Genomic DNA, 15,433 nt, shown 5'->3' with positions numbered 1-15,433 from the left:
GTCAAGTGTTTCGGCAGTTGAACGCCGCGGCCGCCCCTCAACTGGCGAGTTGACAAACATAGAAGAATCAGAATCCAGGGACTGCGTTGACGTCAACGTTCTGTGTGGTCACCGCCGTGGTTGGGTGTTGCGGGGCTGCCGCGTTGTCGCGGAAGAGTTGAAGCAGGAGACACCGAACGGGCAAAGGCCCGGTCTCACCGCTCTCCGGTCACGTCGGCTTCGCCGCCGCTCCTGCCAGACCCAACCAAGCGATAAGACCGGGCCTTCGCCCGTTCGGTGGCTCGTCGTCCACAGGGGGCGATTTTGCCTCCTCGGCCACACTTATGCACAGATTGTGTGCGACAGCACCGTGGCGGCCGATGGCGGGTTACCGTCGGCGTATGGTGTCAGAACTTAAGACGCGCACGGCGCGAGAGACGCTCGCGACGCGGCTCCCGCAGCCGGGATTCGAGTCGCCATGAAACTACGGGTCGCGCTGCGGGTGCCGGGCGGCGGCACACACGACGTCACGCTCTCGTGTGACGTCACGTCGAGCGTGGCAGACCTCGCACGCGCGCTCATCGGCGCCGGTTTTGCTGCCGACCCGCTGCTTGTGCGCGTAGCGGGGGACCGGTTGCGCCCGGTCACCGTGCGGGGGTGCGGCGCTGAAGATGAGGCTCCGGTGCTCCTTGACCCGGGGTCGCCCATCATAGGGTCGGGGCTGCAATCGGGGTGGACGATCGAACCGGTCGCCGAGTTTGGCGACCGCGCGACCGCGCGCGTGGTCGAGCCTGCGGGGTACGTCGAGGTGCTCAGCGGAGCCCAAGCGGGGGCGCTCTACAGCCTCGTGCCGGGGCCCAACCTGCTCGGCCGCGACCAGGCCGCGCGCGTCATCATCGCAGACAGAAGCGTGTCGCGGCGGCACGCGCTCCTCACGGTGGCACCGTCAGGCGAGGGCGAGCTACGAGACCTCGGGTCAGCCAACGGCACCACTGTTGTCACCGACAGTGCAGCAGACAGCGCAGCCGACAGTGCGAGCGCCACTGGCATAGCACTCCACGGAGTCACCGACTTCGAGCTCGGCGGAGTGCTTTTGAGGTTCACGCCGGGCCCACCGGGCGGTGAAACGACAGCCGCCGCACTACGCTCGGCCACCCCGCACGAGTCCCCGCACCACACACTGCATATGCGGTCACCGCGGGTTGATCCGGAGTTTTCAGAGAGCACTCGCCAGCTCCCTGCACCCCCAGCCCCGGCACCGCCCGCGCGCATTCCGATGCTGGCGATGCTCGCGCCCGCGATCATGGGCGCCGTGTTGTTCGCGGTCACCCGGTCGCCGATGAGTCTCATGATGATGGCGTTCTCGCCCGTCATGATGATCGGGTCGTGGGTTGACGGGCGCTTCGGCGCGAGGCGCAAACGAAGACGCGAGGGCACAGAGTTTCGGGCGGCACTCTCCGCCGAACGCGCCGAGCTTACGCGGCTGCGCGACCGCGAGATAGCGGTGCGCGGCGCAGAGACTCCGACGTTCGACGAGGTGGCAGCGGCGATCGGAGAGCGGTGGGGCCTGTTGTGGGCCAGACGCCCCGAGCACGACGGGTTTGGTGAGGTGCGGTTTGGCGAGGGGCTGCTGCCCAGCCGCACCGCGCTCAGCCTGCCCGACCGCGGCGACAGCGAGCACGAGGCGTGGGAGGCGGTGCGGGCGCTGCAAGCCGAGTTTGCGTCGGTGCACGGTGTGCCGGCGCTCGAACGGCTCGACGCCTGCGGAGCGATCGGAGTCGCCGGGCGCTCGCTCTTTGCTGCGGGCCTCGCCCGCTCGCTCGTGCTGCAGCTCGCGGGGCTGCACTCGCCCGCCGAGCTTGTGCTCGCGTGCTTCGCCGGCCCCGCGGCCGCGGGCGGCGCGCAGGCCTGGGAATGGCTCAAATGGCTGCCGCACGTCGACACGGTCACGAGCCCGGTGCCCGCCTGGCAGCTCGCCGACGACGCCGCGTCAAGCACCAGGCTGCTGCTCGCGCTCGAGGGGCTCATCGAATCGAGGCGGGCCGCTGCTCCTGGGGCTGCTGGCGCTGGTACTGCTGGCCCTGGGGCTGCTGCCGGATCGGCGGGTGCGGGCGTGCGGCCGCGCGCGGGCCCCGGGGGCAACGTGCGCACCCTGCCGGTGGTGGTCGTGCTCGTGCTCACTACAGAGTTTGCGCCGCCCGCGAGGCTGATAGGGCTCGCCGAAGACGGGCCAGCGGTGGGGGTGCACGTGATCTGGGTGGCGAGCGCGCAATCAGCCCTGCCCGCTGCATGCCGCACGTTCGTGACGGTCGGCGCAGCTGCGCCCGCGCCCGACGTGTTGCGTGAATCTGCGCTGCCTGAAGCGGTAGACCTCGAGACCACGGCGCCCGAAGTCGCGTTGCCCGCGACCGCGACCACAGCTACCGCCGCAGCAAACGGAAGCGAAGTCGGATACGTGCGCGATCGTGTGCGCGTGCCGCTCTCGAGCGTCGAGTACGTCGACGAAGCGGTCGCGGTGCGGCTCGCTCGCGCCCTCGCGCCCGTCGAAGACGTCGCGGCTCGTGCCCTCGACGAGAGCGACCTGCCGCGGGCGGTGCCGCTGCGTGAACTGCACCCCGTCGATCTCACGGCGGGCGCGGCCCCCATTGTGCGCGCCTGGGAGGGCACGCTCACGGCGACCTGGAAGCGCGGCACCGAGCGCGAACCGGTCGCCCTCGCCGCGCCCGTGGGCCAGGGCCCCGACGGGCCCGCCACGATCGACCTCCGGCTGCACGGCCCGCACGCGCTCGTCGGCGGCACGACCGGCGCGGGCAAGTCTGAGTTTCTGCAAACCTGGATCATGAGCCTCGCGACCCTCGTGAGCCCGGATCGCCTCACCTTTCTTTTGGTCGACTATAAGGGCGGTGCCGCGTTTGCCGAGTGCGTCGACCTGCCGCACACGGTGGGCCTCGTCACCGACCTCAGCCCGCACCTTGTGCGTCGCGCACTCACCTCGTTGCGTGCCGAACTGCGCTACCGCGAGGAGCTGCTCGCCGAGCACGGCGCGAAAGACCTCGCCACGATGGAGCGGCGCAGCGACCCGGCCGCGCCACCCACCCTGGTGATCGTCGTCGACGAGTTCGCAGCGCTCGCGAGTGAAGTGCCCGAGTTCGTTGACGGGGTCGTCGATGTGGCGCAGCGCGGCCGCTCACTGGGGCTACACCTGATCTTGGCGACCCAGCGGCCCGCCGGTGTGATCAAAGACAACCTGCGCGCCAACACCAATCTGCGGGTGGCGCTGCGCATGGCAGACGAAGCCGACAGCAGCGACGTGATTGGCGTGAAAGACGCAGCGTTCTTTGGGGCAGAGACGCCGGGTCGCGGCGCGATCAAAGTGGGGCCGGGGCGTATCGCGCACTTTCAGGCCGGGTACCTGGGCGGCCGCCAGCTGCACGACGCCACACCGCCCACGCTCGAGCTGCGAACGCTTGGGTTTAGTGAAGGCCCGCCGTGGGCGCTACCTGCAGCATTAGACGCAGCGGGGCTTTCGCCGGCCACACCACAGCCGCAGCACGATGGTTCAGTGGCAGCACCGCCCAAACCGCCCCGCGACATCGAACGGCTACGCGATGGCATCGTCGAAGCAGCGCGTCTCGCCAGCGTGCACTCACCCCGCAAGCCCTGGCTCGACGTACTCCCAGACCTGCTCGACCTTGCACAACTGCGACCAGAAAGCCCACGTCGTGGCACGCACGCCGCCGCAGATACCTCGGGGTCGGTCGGTGCGATGTTCGGCGGCGGTGGCGCCCCGCACAGCGCCACCGCACAGCCCGGCGCCATCGCACAACCCAGTACTGATGCGCAGGGCCGCACCGACGCCGTCGCCGTGGGGGTCGCCGATCTGCCAGCGCAGCAAGCCCAGCACCCCGTGATGATCGACCTCGAACAAGCGGGCAATGTAGCCGTTTATGGCGCGAGTGGTTCGGGCAAAACAAGCGCGCTCATTACGCTCGCGGCCGCGCTGTCGCAGCACCCTGCCCACCAGCACCCCGCCCACCAGAACTGCGCCAACCACCCCGTCGAGCTGTACGCGATCGATGCCGGGGGCGGGGCGCTCGACGCTCTTCGAAGCCTTCCCAGCGTCAGCACCGTCGCGCAGCTTGCCGACACCGAGCTGGTGGGGCGCGTGCTGCAGCGGGTGCTCGCCCGCCTCACCGAGCGCGCGAACCGGTACGCGGCGGCTCGCTGCAGCGGGCTTGCCGCTTATCGCGCGACGCCGGCGGGCACGAACGAGCCGCGCATCGTGCTGCTCGTCGACGGGTTCGCGGCGCTGCGCCAGGCCGCCGAAGCACTCGGCGGGCCCATCGCGCAGCTGCAGCAGCTCACCGAAATCATGACGACTGGCCGCGCCGCCGGAGTGCACGTCGTCGTCACCGCCGATCGGCCCGGAGCGATGCCCGCGGCGCTCGCCGCAAGCGTGCAGCAGCAGTTCGTGCTGCGGCTCGCAAACCCACACGATTATGCGAGTTTCAGCGTGCCCGCCGACGTGCTCGAAGGTGCCGCGCCGGGGCGCGCGGTGCTCGCGAACGCCGCCAAGCGCGCGTCGGGCGGCGCGGCCGCACCCATCGAGCTTCAGTTCGCCATCGCGGGCGGTGCGCCAGACCTGCGCTCCCAGACGCGCGCGGTCGAGCGCCTCGCTGCCCAGCTGCAAGCGGCCGGTGTGCCTTGCGTGCCTGAGCTACGCAACGCTCCGGATCGCGTGCCGCTTCGCGATCTCCCCGTCGAAGCGGCTAGCCGACCGGTGTACGGCATCAGCACCGACTCAGTCGGCGCTCATGTGATTAGCGTAGATGCGGTCGACGCAGATGCTGCCGGCACAGGTGCAGCCAGCACGGAAGCCGTCGGTGCAGCCGGGGGCGGCTCCCAATTAGTCGAATCGAAGAGCTCGACGGCAGGATCTGCGAGCTCTGCGGTGATTGCGAGCGCCGCGGGTACAGCGGGTGCAGCGGCAGGGTTTGCGCCGGTCGGGCTGCCTGTCGCCGGGCTCGGCGTGATCGCGGGGCCCTCGGGCGCGGGTGTGACGACGGCGGCAACGACCTGTGTAGTGGCGTACTCGCGCTGGGCACGGGCCCGCGGCGAGACGGTGCGGTGCGTGCTGCTGACGTTTGCTGAACGCCGTGATCGTGGTGGCAGTGGTGGCAGTGGTGCGCATAACGCCGCGCAAACGAGCCCAAACGGTTACCCGTGGAATGACGTGGCGTGCGGCGAAGACGAGGTGCGCGAGCTTGCACGAGCCCTCACGATCGAACTGGGTGGCAAGCCGCCGCAAGCAAGGGGACACCCGGCGGCTTGGGCGTCGCCGGGCGGCTCCGTGCCGGTCGGCTCCGTGCCCGTTGGCTCGGTGCCCATTGGTTCAGCGACCGCCGGTTCCGGTTTAGTCAGCGCCGCCCCTGGCGGTCACGCGCCCGTGAGGGGCCCGGGAGACTGGGCGGGCGCTGATCCGGAGCAAGCAGCTTGTGATGCGCGCCAAGGCAGGGAGCAACGCGCTGGGCCCGCTGAGCGCGCTGCTGGCGAGCGCGCCGCGGGGCGACCGGCCGAGCCGCGCACCGTGATCGTGGTCGAGCGGCCTGCCGATGCCGAGGGAACGACGGCCCTGGCCGAGCTGGTGGCGCTCGCCAAAGCGGCCCGCCGAGCCGATGCGCTCGTGCTGTTTGAGTTTGAGCAGGGCACAGGCAGCGCGATCTGGGATCTGTTCGCGGCGCTAAAGCAGCCGACCTGGGGGCTCGCGCTGCAGCCCGACGAGACCGAGAGTCAGAGCCCGTTTCGTGAGAACCTCGGCCGCGTGAAGCGGGCGAACTTTGCGCGGGGGCGCGGGTTCGCGATCGAACGCGGTCGTGTCACTCCAGTGCACGTGGCGCTCACGTGAGAATAATCTGCAGATCGAGCTTGCGCGTGTCGCGAGCATGATCTAAGCTTGACCCTTGGCTGTGCGCCGTCCCAGTGCGCAGACCGCAGGAGCGATTCTTGACCGAGGCTTTCTCGGCCCGGGCGCTCTGGCAGACAAGAAATCTTGGGTGAGGCCGTCCGGTCTCACGGTATGAGAGGAAACACCATGGCAGCAGTGTGCCAGGTGACCGGCGCCGTTCCCGGCTTTGGTCACAACATTTCACACTCGCACCGTCGCACCAAGCGTCGGTTCGATCCGAACATCCAGAAGAAGACCTACTTCGTGCCTTCACTCGGCCGCAAGGTGACGCTCACCCTGTCGGTTAAGGGCATCAAGGTGATCGATGCCCGTGGCATCGAGTCGGTTATTGCTGACCTTCAGAAGCGTGGGGTGAAGTTCTAATATGGCTAAGGATAAGGACGTACGTCCGATCATCAAGCTCAAGTCGACGGCTGGCACCGGGTTCACTTACGTGACCCGCAAGAACCGTCGTAACACACCCGACCGCCTCGTGCTCAAGAAGTACGATCCGGTTGTGCGCAAGCACGTAGATTTCCGAGAGGAGCGCTAAACATGGCTAAGAAGAGCATGATTGCGAAGAACAAGCAGCGTCAGGTCATCGTTGAGCGTTACGCCGCGAAGCGCCTCGAGCTGAAGAAGGCCCTCATCGATCCCAACGGGACCGACGAGAGCCGCGAGGCCGCACGCGTTGGCCTCCAGAAGCTGCCCCGCAACGCATCGCCGGTGCGCGTGCGCAGCCGCGACGTCATCGATGGCCGCCCCCGTGGCGTGCTGTCGAAGTACGGCGTTTCGCGTGTTCGCTTCCGTGACATGGCACACCGTGGCGAGCTGCCCGGCATCACCAAGTCGAGCTGGTAAGCACGAGCTTTAAAGGCGGGCGTGGATCTTTTCAGATCCGCGCCCGCTTTTTGTTTGCCCGCGGGTTCTGTGTTCGGGTACGCCCGCCCGCCCGCCCGCCCGCACCGAAGCGCGCGGGCAAGGGTCGGGGAAAGAGGGAAGACAAAATCTTGCGTGAAATAATTGTAGGACAATGGTACAGTTCAACTAAAGCCTGTTAATGGAGACAAGGAGTGAACCATGACCGCCACAGCTACCGCTTTCCCCGTGCGCGCAAAAACCGAGGTGCCCGGCCCGCGCTCGCGCGAGCTCACCGCACAAAAAGCCGCCCATGTGTCTGATGCCGTGGCGCCAGCGCTGCCTGTATATATCGCGTCGGCAAACGGCTCAGTGCTCACGGACGTAGATGGCAATGAGTTCATTGACTTCGGTTCGGGTATCGGGGTCACCTCGCTCGGCCACGCCAACGAGCTTGCGATCAACGCCGCGGTCGAGCAAGCTCACAAGTTCACACACACGTTGTTCTCCGTGACGCCATACGAGGGTTACGTCGAAGTTTCAAAGCGGCTCAACGCCATCACCCCCGGTGACTTCGCGAAGAAAACTGTGCTCAGCTCGACCGGAGCCGAAGCCATCGAAAATGCGATGAAGATTGCTCGCGCCTACACCCGTCGCAACGGAATCGCCGTGGTTGATCACGCGTACCATGGGCGCACAAGCCTCACCCTTGGCCTCAACTACAAGGCGGTGCCCTACGCCTCGGGCGCAGGGCCACGCCCCGGCGAGATCTACCGCGCCGCGAACTCGTACCCATTTAGGGACGGCGCGGACGGTGTTGCCGCGGCAAGGGCGGCGATCGCACACCTCGAGAAAATCTCGGGAGCAGAGAACCTGGCTTGCCTACTCATCGAACCGATTCAGGGTGAGGGCGGCATCATCGTCCCGGCAGAGGGCTACCTTGAAACACTGCAGGCGTGGTGCCGTGACAACGGCATCGTGGTCGTCGCCGATGAGATTCAGACGGGCCTCGGGCGCACTGGCAAACTGTTTGCCAGCGAGCACTTCGGGTTTGTGCCCGACCTCGTCGTGACAGCAAAGGCGATCGGTTCGGGCTTTCCGCTCTCGGCCGTTACCGGTAGGGCCGAGATCATGGACGGTATGCTGCCTGGCGGCCTAAGTGGCACGTTCAGCGGCAACCCGGTCGCTTGCGCGGCGGCCGTGCAGGTGATCGATCAGCTTGAAACGCCCGGAACGATGGAGCACACCGCCGAGGTGGGCGAGCGCATTCAATCGGGCCTGCGTGCGCTGCAGCAGAAGTTCGCTGAGATTGGCGACGTGCGCGGCATGGGCGCACTGCACGGTATTGAGCTCGTGAGCGCCAGCGGTTCGCCAAACGCCGAACTCTATAAGAGGGTGAGCGCAGCCGCTGCCTCCCGCGGTCTCCTCGTTCTTGGCGGGGGAAGCGACGGCCATGTGCTGCGTCTGCTCCCCGCGATCAACATCTCGTTTGACCTTGTCGACGAGGCGCTGCACCTCTTGCACAAGGCGTTCGAAGAGGCAACGGCGTGACCGCCGCAAGTACCGCGACAGCGACCATCGCGCAGCCCACCCCGTCACGGCTCGACGCCTCACATGCGGCGCTCGCGAGCCTGCCCGCGCACGCAAATCACGATCCGCGTGATGCTGAGTTTGCCGTGCTCGATCCGTCGACCGAGCAGCGCATCGCGACGCTGCCGAGCCTCACGCCCGCGCAGGCCATCGAAGAGCTGACCATCGCAGACGAGGCGGGCAAGGCCTGGGCGAAAACGACACCGCGTCACCGCTCAGACACGCTGCGCAACGTATACGAAGTGCTGCTTTCTAACCGCGACCGGCTCGCCTACGTCATCAGCCGCGAGATGGGCAAGACGCTGCCCGAAGCGCTGGGCGAGGTGCAGTACGCCGCCGACTATGTGCGGTGGTACGCCGACGAGCTGCTGCGGCCGTCGGGCGGCTACCGCGAGAACCCCGCGGGCGGATCACTGATCCTCACCCGGCGGGCGCCCGTGGGCACCGCGGTGCTGATCGCACCGTGGAACTTTCCGATGGCAATGATCACGCGGAAGATCGCGCCTGCGCTCGCGGCGGGCTGCGGCTCTGTGATCAAGCCCGCGGGCCTCACCCCGCTCACCACCCTGCTCACCGTGGAGTTGATGGCCGAGGCAGGTGTGCCGCGCGAGCTCATGCGGGTCGTCACGACCCGTGACTCGGCCGGGTTCAGTGAGGCGGTGCTGAGCGACCCCCGGGTGCGCAAAGTGTCATTCACCGGATCAACCGGAGTGGGCAGCACGCTGATGCAGCTGGCGGCCAAAAATATCGTCAAGAGTTCAATGGAGCTGGGCGGCAATGCCCCGCTCATCGTGTTTGATGACGCGGATCTCGAGCGCGCCGTCGACGGGGCGATGCTCGCGAAGCTGCGTAACGGCGGTCAGTCGTGCGTGGCTGCGAACCGCATCTTCGTGCAAGACGGCATCGCCGACGCCTTCGTCGAGGCATTCAGCGAAAAGATGCGCAACGTGCGGCTCGGTAATGCGATCGCCGACGGCGCAGACTTGGGCCCGATGGTTGACAGGCGGGCGGTCGATCGACTCTCGGGTCTCGTCGAAGACGCGACGGCACACGGGGCCGAGCTTCGCGTGGGCGGTCGCGCACCCGCTGGCGCGGGCTATTTCTTCGAGGGCACAGTGCTCGACCGTGTCCCCGCAGACGCCGAGATCGCTACGACAGAGATCTTCGGCCCGATCGCAGCGATCAGCCGATTCAGCAGTGAAGCAGAAGTGATCGAGCGAGCCAACGACACCCCGTTTGGGCTTGCCGGGTACGTGTTCACCGAGAACCTGGATCGCGCGCTGAACGTCGCAGACGCACTCGAGACGGGCCTCGTCGGTATCAATAACGGTGTGCCGTCAAACGTGGCCGCGCCGTTTGGGGGAGTGAAACAGTCGGGCCTTGGCCGCGAGGGTAGCGGTGAAGGTCTCGAAGAGTACCAAGAGGTGCGCTTCTACAACATCGCGCGCCGTGCCACGAGTTAGTTGCGTGCGTGCAAGGCGGGCCTGATTCGGGTCAATCGTCGGCGACCAGCCCCCGTGTACAAAAAATATGCGCGACTACTTCCGTTTCTGGGTCAGTTTTAAACGGAAGTAGTCGCGCATATTTTACTTTCGCCGCGCGCTGGCGCAGCCGAACGCTACGCGGCCGCGGCTCGCGCGCGCAGAATGTCGGTGAGGCGAGCCTGGTTCTCGTCAATGTGTTGCAGTGTGAGCCGCTCGGCATCGGCCACGCGCCGCTCGAGGATCGCCTCGACGATCTCGCGGTGCCGTTCAACGATGGGTGTTTGCGGGTACCGGTATTCTTCGTCTGCGTGCGAGAGCACCGAGAAGTAAAACACCAGCTCCTTGCAGATCGACGCGTAGAACGCCGAGATGCGCTCAGAGTCCAACAGCCCCACGATCGCCTGGTGCAGCGCGAGATCCGCCGCCACAATTGGCTCGGCTGCGGGCACGCTCGTCGACGCCTCAAGGTGCTCCCACGCTCGACGTAGTTGGTTGAGGCCACCCTCGGTTGGTACCGCGCGAACCGCTGCTGTCTCAAGGTGCCGTCTGGTGCGGTAAAGGTCGTCGAGATCTGCCAGTGAGGGATCGCTCACAATCGCCCCGCGGTGCATCTCGTACTTCACGAGGCGACTGCGCTCAAGGAGCCGGATCCCCTCACGTAGCGAGTTGCGCGAGATGCCGAGTCGCTCGGCGAGCTGTGTCTCACGAAGGGGCTCACCCGCCTCGAGCACGCCCGCCACGATGAGCTGCATGAGACGGTCTGAAACGAGTTCGGCCGCGCTCTTTCGGTGGAGTGGTTCATCGAGCGGATGCGTCATAGTGGCAGGTTACCAGGAACGAAATTATTGTCCTACAACCTGACGCGACTCGGTGATGGGCCCCACTGTTGCTTCGGCGATGGCGGATTGACAGGCCGCTATAACGGGGGAGCGTTCGGTCCCGCGCCGCACGAGCGTATACAGGGCACGCTCAAGCACCTCGCCCGCGCCCAGGTCGATTACGAGTGACGGGTCGAGGTTGGCCGTTACCGAGTGCGGCAGAAATGCTGCTGCGAGCCCCTGCTCAACGAGTAACCGGTGCACGTGAAAGTCAGAGGAGACGAATCGTACTGTTGGCTCAAATCCCGCGCTGCGGCACACAGCACGCATCCAACTGAATGAGTCGCTGCTGGTGGGCTCTGCCGCCCACGGCACCTGAGCTGGGTTGGCGCCTGCATGCGGGAGATAAGCGACGAGTTTCTCGTGCATTACCAGCGAACGTACGATGCCGCGGGTAGGCGGCAGCGGAAACCCTGCATACTCGTCGACGAGGGCAATATCGGCTCGTCGGGCTAAGAGTTCAGTGACGGCCTGCTCAGGGTCAAGCTCGACAAACTCAACCTCGAGCCCCGGTGCCATACGCGTGAGCGCTCGCACGCTCTCGCCGAGGGCTGCGATTGAGAACGTGTGGAACGCTGCAATGCGCACGGTGCCGCTAAGGCCTTCGCGCGCCCGCGTGAGCGCAGCCTCGGCCGTCTCGAGCGCGGCGAGCACCTCCTCGGTGTGAGCCACGAGTTCGTGCGCCGCCGGGGTGAGCTGGATCCCGCGACCGAGTGCCACAGTGAGGGGCACACCTGTTTCGGCTTCGAGTCGTGCGAGCTGCTGTGAAACGGCCGAGGGGCTGATATTGAGGGCCGTGGCGGCCGCTGTGACGCCGCCGCGCAGCGATACTTCGCGCAGCAGCGTGAGTTTGCGTACGTCGAGCACGGCACTCCAATCCTTCAGTTCTCGTTAACGGTATTGTTCGCGATTTGGGGCTAGAAGTAAACAGTATCGAGTTCTACAGTGAGGATACCGACACAACGAGGTGGGTTAAAGGAGTGAAGATGAACGCGCAGGAGCTGCTGGGAGCCGAGGTTGACCGCAGAGTCACGGCGGTACAGCAACGCATGGAAACGGCCGGTCTCGACGGGCTCATCGTGGCGGATCCTGCCAACATCTACTACCTCACCGGCTACAACGCCTGGTCGTTCTATATGCCGCAATTGCTATTCGTGCCTGTTGCGGGCGAACCGATACTCGCCATGCGCGAAATGGACGCGCAGGGTGCGCACCGCACGGCCGTGCGCTTTGCTGACGACGTGCTCGCATACCCAGAGACCTATGTGCACCAGTCAGACCGTCACCCCATGACATGGGTGGGCGAGCAGCTGCGCGCCCGCGGCTACGGCAAACCCCTGCGCATCGGGTACGAGGGCGATGCCCACTTCTTCAGCGTGCGCGCTTTTCTCGCACTGCAACTCAGCCTGCCTGAATGGCTGCTCGTCGACTCGAACGAGCTCGTGAACTGGGTGCGTGTTGTGAAATCAGACTACGAAATCGACCTCATGCGTGCCGCTGGCCGGGTGTGTACGGGCGCCATGAACCAGGCGGTAGCGTCGCTCGCGGCGGGCAGACCGCTCAACGAAGTGGCGGCAGAGGTAATGGCAGCCCAGGCCCGAGGCGCCGACGGCGTCGACGGTGACTACCCCGCGATCGTGCCCATGTTTCCGCGCGGGGAAGGCGCTGATACGCCTCACCTCACCTGGACTGCAGAGCCGGTCACCGCGCGCGAGGCCGTCTCTATTGAGCTCGCAGGCGTACACAAGCGCTACCACGCGCCGCTGGCACGAACCGTTTCGCTGGGCCAACCGACCGCTGAACTCGACCGGCTCGCTCAGGTCACCATCGAAGGACTTAATACGGTACTCGACGCCCTCAAACCGGGCACGACACCAGCCGCGGCGGTCGCGCGGTGGGATGAGGTACTCAAACGCAACGGGTACGAAAAGCGGTCGCGACTTGGCTACTCCATCGGCATAGGGTTTCCGCCCGACTGGGGCGAGCACACCGTGAGTCTGCGGGCCGACGACCACACTGAACTCCAAGAAAATATGACGTTTCACGTGATCGCGGGCATGTGGATGACCGGCTACGGCTTCGAAGCGTCGGAGTCCGTACGGGTCTCAACTGACGGCGTCGAGTGTTTTACCGACGTACCCCGCCAACTCATCGTGAAGAAAGGTTAGATACCGTGACGACAGCTCAGCGTGCAGACGAGCAGCAGCAGACCCGCACCCAGCACCGGCCGCGCCTCGCGCAGCGCAGCGAGCGGCTCATCGGCTCCATCATCGACGCGTCCACCGGGATCCTGGCCGAGCAAGAACACGACATCGTGCGGTTCGCGATGGGGGCGCCGGGCGAAGACCTGATTCCTGTAGCCGACCTCAACGAATCGTTCGGGCGGGCGAGCACGGGCCGCTTCGACTATGGCGAGTCTGAGGGCGCCCCGGCGCTGCGCGAAGAAATCCTCAGGCTCGCCGCAGACGCGGGTGCGCCCACGAGTGATGACCGCCTGCTCGTGACGACGGGCGGTATGCAGGGCCTCGACCTTGCCTTCAAACTGTGTGTCGACCCCGGCGACCTCGTCATCATCGAGGCCCCCACTTACACGAACGGGTACGCGACGGCGCTCAGCTACGGCGCAGAGGTGATTGCCGCTCCCACTGACAGCGAAGGGCTCGTGGTTGAGGCGCTGCCCGAACTCGTGCGCCGTGCGGGCCGCACGCCGCGTTTGATTTACACGATCCCCAACTTTCAAAACCCCCGCGGGGTGACGCTCAGCCGCGCCCGGCGAGAACTGCTTATTGAGCTCGCCGAACAGTGGGGCAGCATCATCCTCGAAGACGACCCCTACGGTGTATTGCGGTTCGCCGGTGAACACGTGCCCGGCCTGGCCGAGATCGCGCCCGGTCACCCGCTCATCTTCCAGGTGCGCACGTTCTCAAAGACCATCGCGCCCGGCCTGCGCACCGGCTGGATCGACGTTGACCCAGAGATTCGTCGGGTAGCGGTGAACGCGAAGCAAGCGATGGACACCTGCTCGAACATGCCCACCCAGATCGCGGTCGCCGACTACTTGGCGCGTGGTAAGTTTCGTGAACACGTCGACCACCTGCTGCCGATCTACCGCGACCGTAAGGCGGCGATGCAGCGCGCACTCACCACACACCTGGGTGATCGCGTGCAAAGCACCGACCCCGAGGGGGGCTTCTTTCTGTGGCTTACCCTGCAGGGCGAATTCGGTGGCATCGACACCGAGAAACTGTTCACCGCCGCGCTCGCAGCCGGCGTCGCCTACATTCCCGGCCCCGCGTTCACAGTCGACGCGAGCATGCGCAACGCTCTACGCGTGTGCTTCGCCACCTCCACACCCGAGCGCATCGACGAGGGCGTACGCAGGCTCGCTGTGACCCTCGGCCATGCCGCTGACCACGGCGGGAGCGACGTATGACCAACACCCGCGTGCACATTGCCGCCTCTTCAGATGAGGGCATCGAGGCCCGCCTAGACGCGCTCATCAACACCGATCAGATCACGGCCGATACCTGCGACCTGATCAGGGGCCGCGGCGAGAATCCCGGCGGCACCGAGGGCGAGACCGTGCGCCGCCTCGCTGCGATCCTCACCCGCGAGGGAGCGACGGTCACGCAGCAAGAGCTCGCTCCGGATCGCCCAAACCTCAAGGCGGTGTGGGGTCCAGCGGGCGGCCCGGCCGTCCTGTTTCTGGGCCACAGCGACGTAGTGCCGGCGGGCGAGGGATGGACCGGGGATCCCTTCGAGCCGCGCATGGATGTGAGCGGGGGCGGATCCGGCGCGATCATCGGGCGCGGAGCCACCGACATGAAGGGCGGGCTCGCGGCCGTGATTGCGGCCTGCAGTGCGCTCGCGCGAGAGCGGCCCGACCTGCGGCTCGAACTACTGTGCACCGTTGATGAAGAGGACCGCTCGCGGGGAGTGCAGCTCGCGCTCGCAAGCGAGCCCGCGCGCCCCTACCTCGCGTGCATTGTCGCAGAGCCCACCAACCTCGACGTGGTGATCGGGTGCCGTGGCGCGAGCAACCTGCGCATCGAAGCGGTGGGCGCGTCGGCGCACGCCGGGCGCCCCGCCGACGGGGTCAGCGCGATCTATGCCGCCAGCCGCGTCGTCGAAACCGTGCGCGAGCTGCACGGGAGAGCACAAGCGGGACCGCACGACGGCCTGCTCGGCGCGCCCACCTGGAACGTCGGCACCATCGCGGGCGGCAGCGGCACCTCCATGGTGCCCCGCGTCTGCACCGTCACTGTCGACCGCCGCACCATGCCCGGCGAAGACCCGCACGAAATCTTGGCGGCGCTGCTCGACGACGCGCGCGCAGACATCACCCGCACCGCCTTCGACGGACACGACCGTGTTGAACTGACGGGCGCGGTCGACATGATGATGCCCGGGTTTCGTACTGATCCGGAGTCGCCGCTCGTGCACGCGGCCACGAGCGCGCTTGCAGCGGTCGCGGTCGCGGCGCGCGTGACCGGGTGGAGCGCGGCCTGTGAGGGCGGCTACATCGCCGCCCATCACGGCTGCTCCACGATCATCTTGGGGCCGGGTGACATTAATACCCAGGCCCACCAGCCCGATGAGCGCGTCGAAGTCGACGACCTCACCCGGGCCGCACAAGCCTATGCGCGCATCGTGCTGCGCATGGTGGGGGACACCATCACCTAATTCGGTGGGCAGCCAAT

General features: G+C 66.6%; 11 protein-coding genes. 9 read left to right on the top strand and 2 right to left on the bottom strand.

The features are described 5' to 3' along the window. Positions 1-457: 457 nt before the first annotated feature. The 6 genes from ACXR2W_RS06750 (at position 458) to ACXR2W_RS06725 (ending at position 9,834) form a co-directional block, all read left to right on the top strand. A complete protein-coding gene (locus ACXR2W_RS06750) occupies positions 458-5,884 on the top strand; it encodes a type VII secretion EssC family protein (protein ID WP_458813466.1) in 5,427 nt (1,808 codons plus the stop codon). 186 nt (positions 5,885-6,070) lie between these two features. Then, entirely contained in the window at positions 6,071-6,307 is a 237-nt protein-coding gene (gene rpmB, locus ACXR2W_RS06745; protein ID WP_458813464.1) for a 50S ribosomal protein L28, read from the top strand. Position 6,308: 1 nt separating this feature from the next. Then, positions 6,309-6,476 (top strand): 50S ribosomal protein L33, encoded by a 168-nt coding sequence (gene rpmG, locus ACXR2W_RS06740; protein WP_017792805.1) that lies wholly within the window; start codon positions 6,309-6,311, stop codon positions 6,474-6,476. Positions 6,477-6,478: 2 nt separating this feature from the next. After that, entirely contained in the window at positions 6,479-6,784 is a 306-nt protein-coding gene (gene rpsN / locus ACXR2W_RS06735; RefSeq protein WP_458813461.1) for a 30S ribosomal protein S14, read from the top strand. Between the two features lie 219 nt (positions 6,785-7,003). Further along, positions 7,004-8,332 (top strand): aminotransferase class III-fold pyridoxal phosphate-dependent enzyme, encoded by a 1,329-nt coding sequence (locus ACXR2W_RS06730; protein ID WP_458813459.1) that lies wholly within the window; start codon positions 7,004-7,006, stop codon positions 8,330-8,332. Further along, positions 8,329-9,834 carry an NAD-dependent succinate-semialdehyde dehydrogenase gene (locus ACXR2W_RS06725; RefSeq protein WP_458813457.1) on the top strand — a complete coding sequence of 502 codons (1,506 nt, stop codon included), beginning with the start codon at positions 8,329-8,331 and terminating at the stop codon, positions 9,832-9,834. Before ACXR2W_RS06730 ends, ACXR2W_RS06725 begins: the two co-directional genes overlap by 4 nt. A 155-nt stretch (positions 9,835-9,989) precedes the next feature. On the opposite strand, the gene ACXR2W_RS06720 is transcribed toward ACXR2W_RS06725, so the two are convergent. After that, positions 9,990-10,673: a GntR family transcriptional regulator gene (locus tag ACXR2W_RS06720; RefSeq protein ID WP_458813455.1), complete on the bottom strand. Its 684-nt coding sequence runs from the start codon at positions 10,671-10,673 to the stop codon at positions 9,990-9,992. Between the two features lie 24 nt (positions 10,674-10,697). Then, positions 10,698-11,600 carry a LysR family transcriptional regulator gene (locus ACXR2W_RS06715; RefSeq protein WP_458813453.1) on the bottom strand — a complete coding sequence of 301 codons (903 nt, stop codon included), beginning with the start codon at positions 11,598-11,600 and terminating at the stop codon, positions 10,698-10,700. A gap of 119 nt (positions 11,601-11,719) precedes the next feature. Here ACXR2W_RS06715 and ACXR2W_RS06710 point away from each other — a divergent pair, with 119 nt between their 5' ends. From ACXR2W_RS06710 to ACXR2W_RS06700, 3 genes are read left to right on the top strand one after another with little or no spacing between them, the layout of a single operon-like run. Further along, positions 11,720-12,901, top strand: a complete 1,182-nt coding sequence (locus tag ACXR2W_RS06710) for a M24 family metallopeptidase (RefSeq protein WP_458813451.1) — start codon at positions 11,720-11,722, stop codon at positions 12,899-12,901. Positions 12,902-12,906: 5 nt separating this feature from the next. Continuing rightward, a complete protein-coding gene (locus ACXR2W_RS06705; RefSeq protein ID WP_458813449.1) occupies positions 12,907-14,166 on the top strand; it encodes an aminotransferase-like domain-containing protein in 1,260 nt (419 codons plus the stop codon). Then, positions 14,163-15,416 (top strand): M20 family metallopeptidase, encoded by a 1,254-nt coding sequence (locus tag ACXR2W_RS06700; RefSeq protein WP_458813447.1) that lies wholly within the window; start codon positions 14,163-14,165, stop codon positions 15,414-15,416. Before ACXR2W_RS06705 ends, ACXR2W_RS06700 begins: the two co-directional genes overlap by 4 nt. The last annotated feature ends 17 nt before the right edge of the window (positions 15,417-15,433 follow it).

This window comes from Leucobacter faecis (assembly GCF_054456695.2).
This window is presented reverse-complemented; position numbering and strand designations above follow the sequence as displayed.

Bases quoted from the DNA above. Each gene is read 5' to 3' on its own strand.
- ACXR2W_RS06750 (WP_458813466.1), top strand. From the start codon at position 458: ATGAAACTACGGGTCGCGCTGCGGGTGCCGGGCGGCGGCACACACGAC.
- ACXR2W_RS06730 (WP_458813459.1), top strand. From the start codon at position 7,004: ATGACCGCCACAGCTACCGCTTTCCCCGTGCGCGCAAAAACCGAGGTG.
- ACXR2W_RS06710 (WP_458813451.1), top strand. From the start codon at position 11,720: ATGAACGCGCAGGAGCTGCTGGGAGCCGAGGTTGACCGCAGAGTCACG.
- ACXR2W_RS06700 (WP_458813447.1), top strand. From the start codon at position 14,163: ATGACCAACACCCGCGTGCACATTGCCGCCTCTTCAGATGAGGGCATC.
- ACXR2W_RS06720 (WP_458813455.1), bottom strand. From the start codon at position 10,673: ATGACGCATCCGCTCGATGAACCACTCCACCGAAAGAGCGCGGCCGAA.
- rpsN (WP_458813461.1), top strand. From the start codon at position 6,479: ATGGCTAAGAAGAGCATGATTGCGAAGAACAAGCAGCGTCAGGTCATC.
- rpmB (WP_458813464.1), top strand. From the start codon at position 6,071: ATGGCAGCAGTGTGCCAGGTGACCGGCGCCGTTCCCGGCTTTGGTCAC.
- rpmG (WP_017792805.1), top strand. From the start codon at position 6,309: ATGGCTAAGGATAAGGACGTACGTCCGATCATCAAGCTCAAGTCGACG.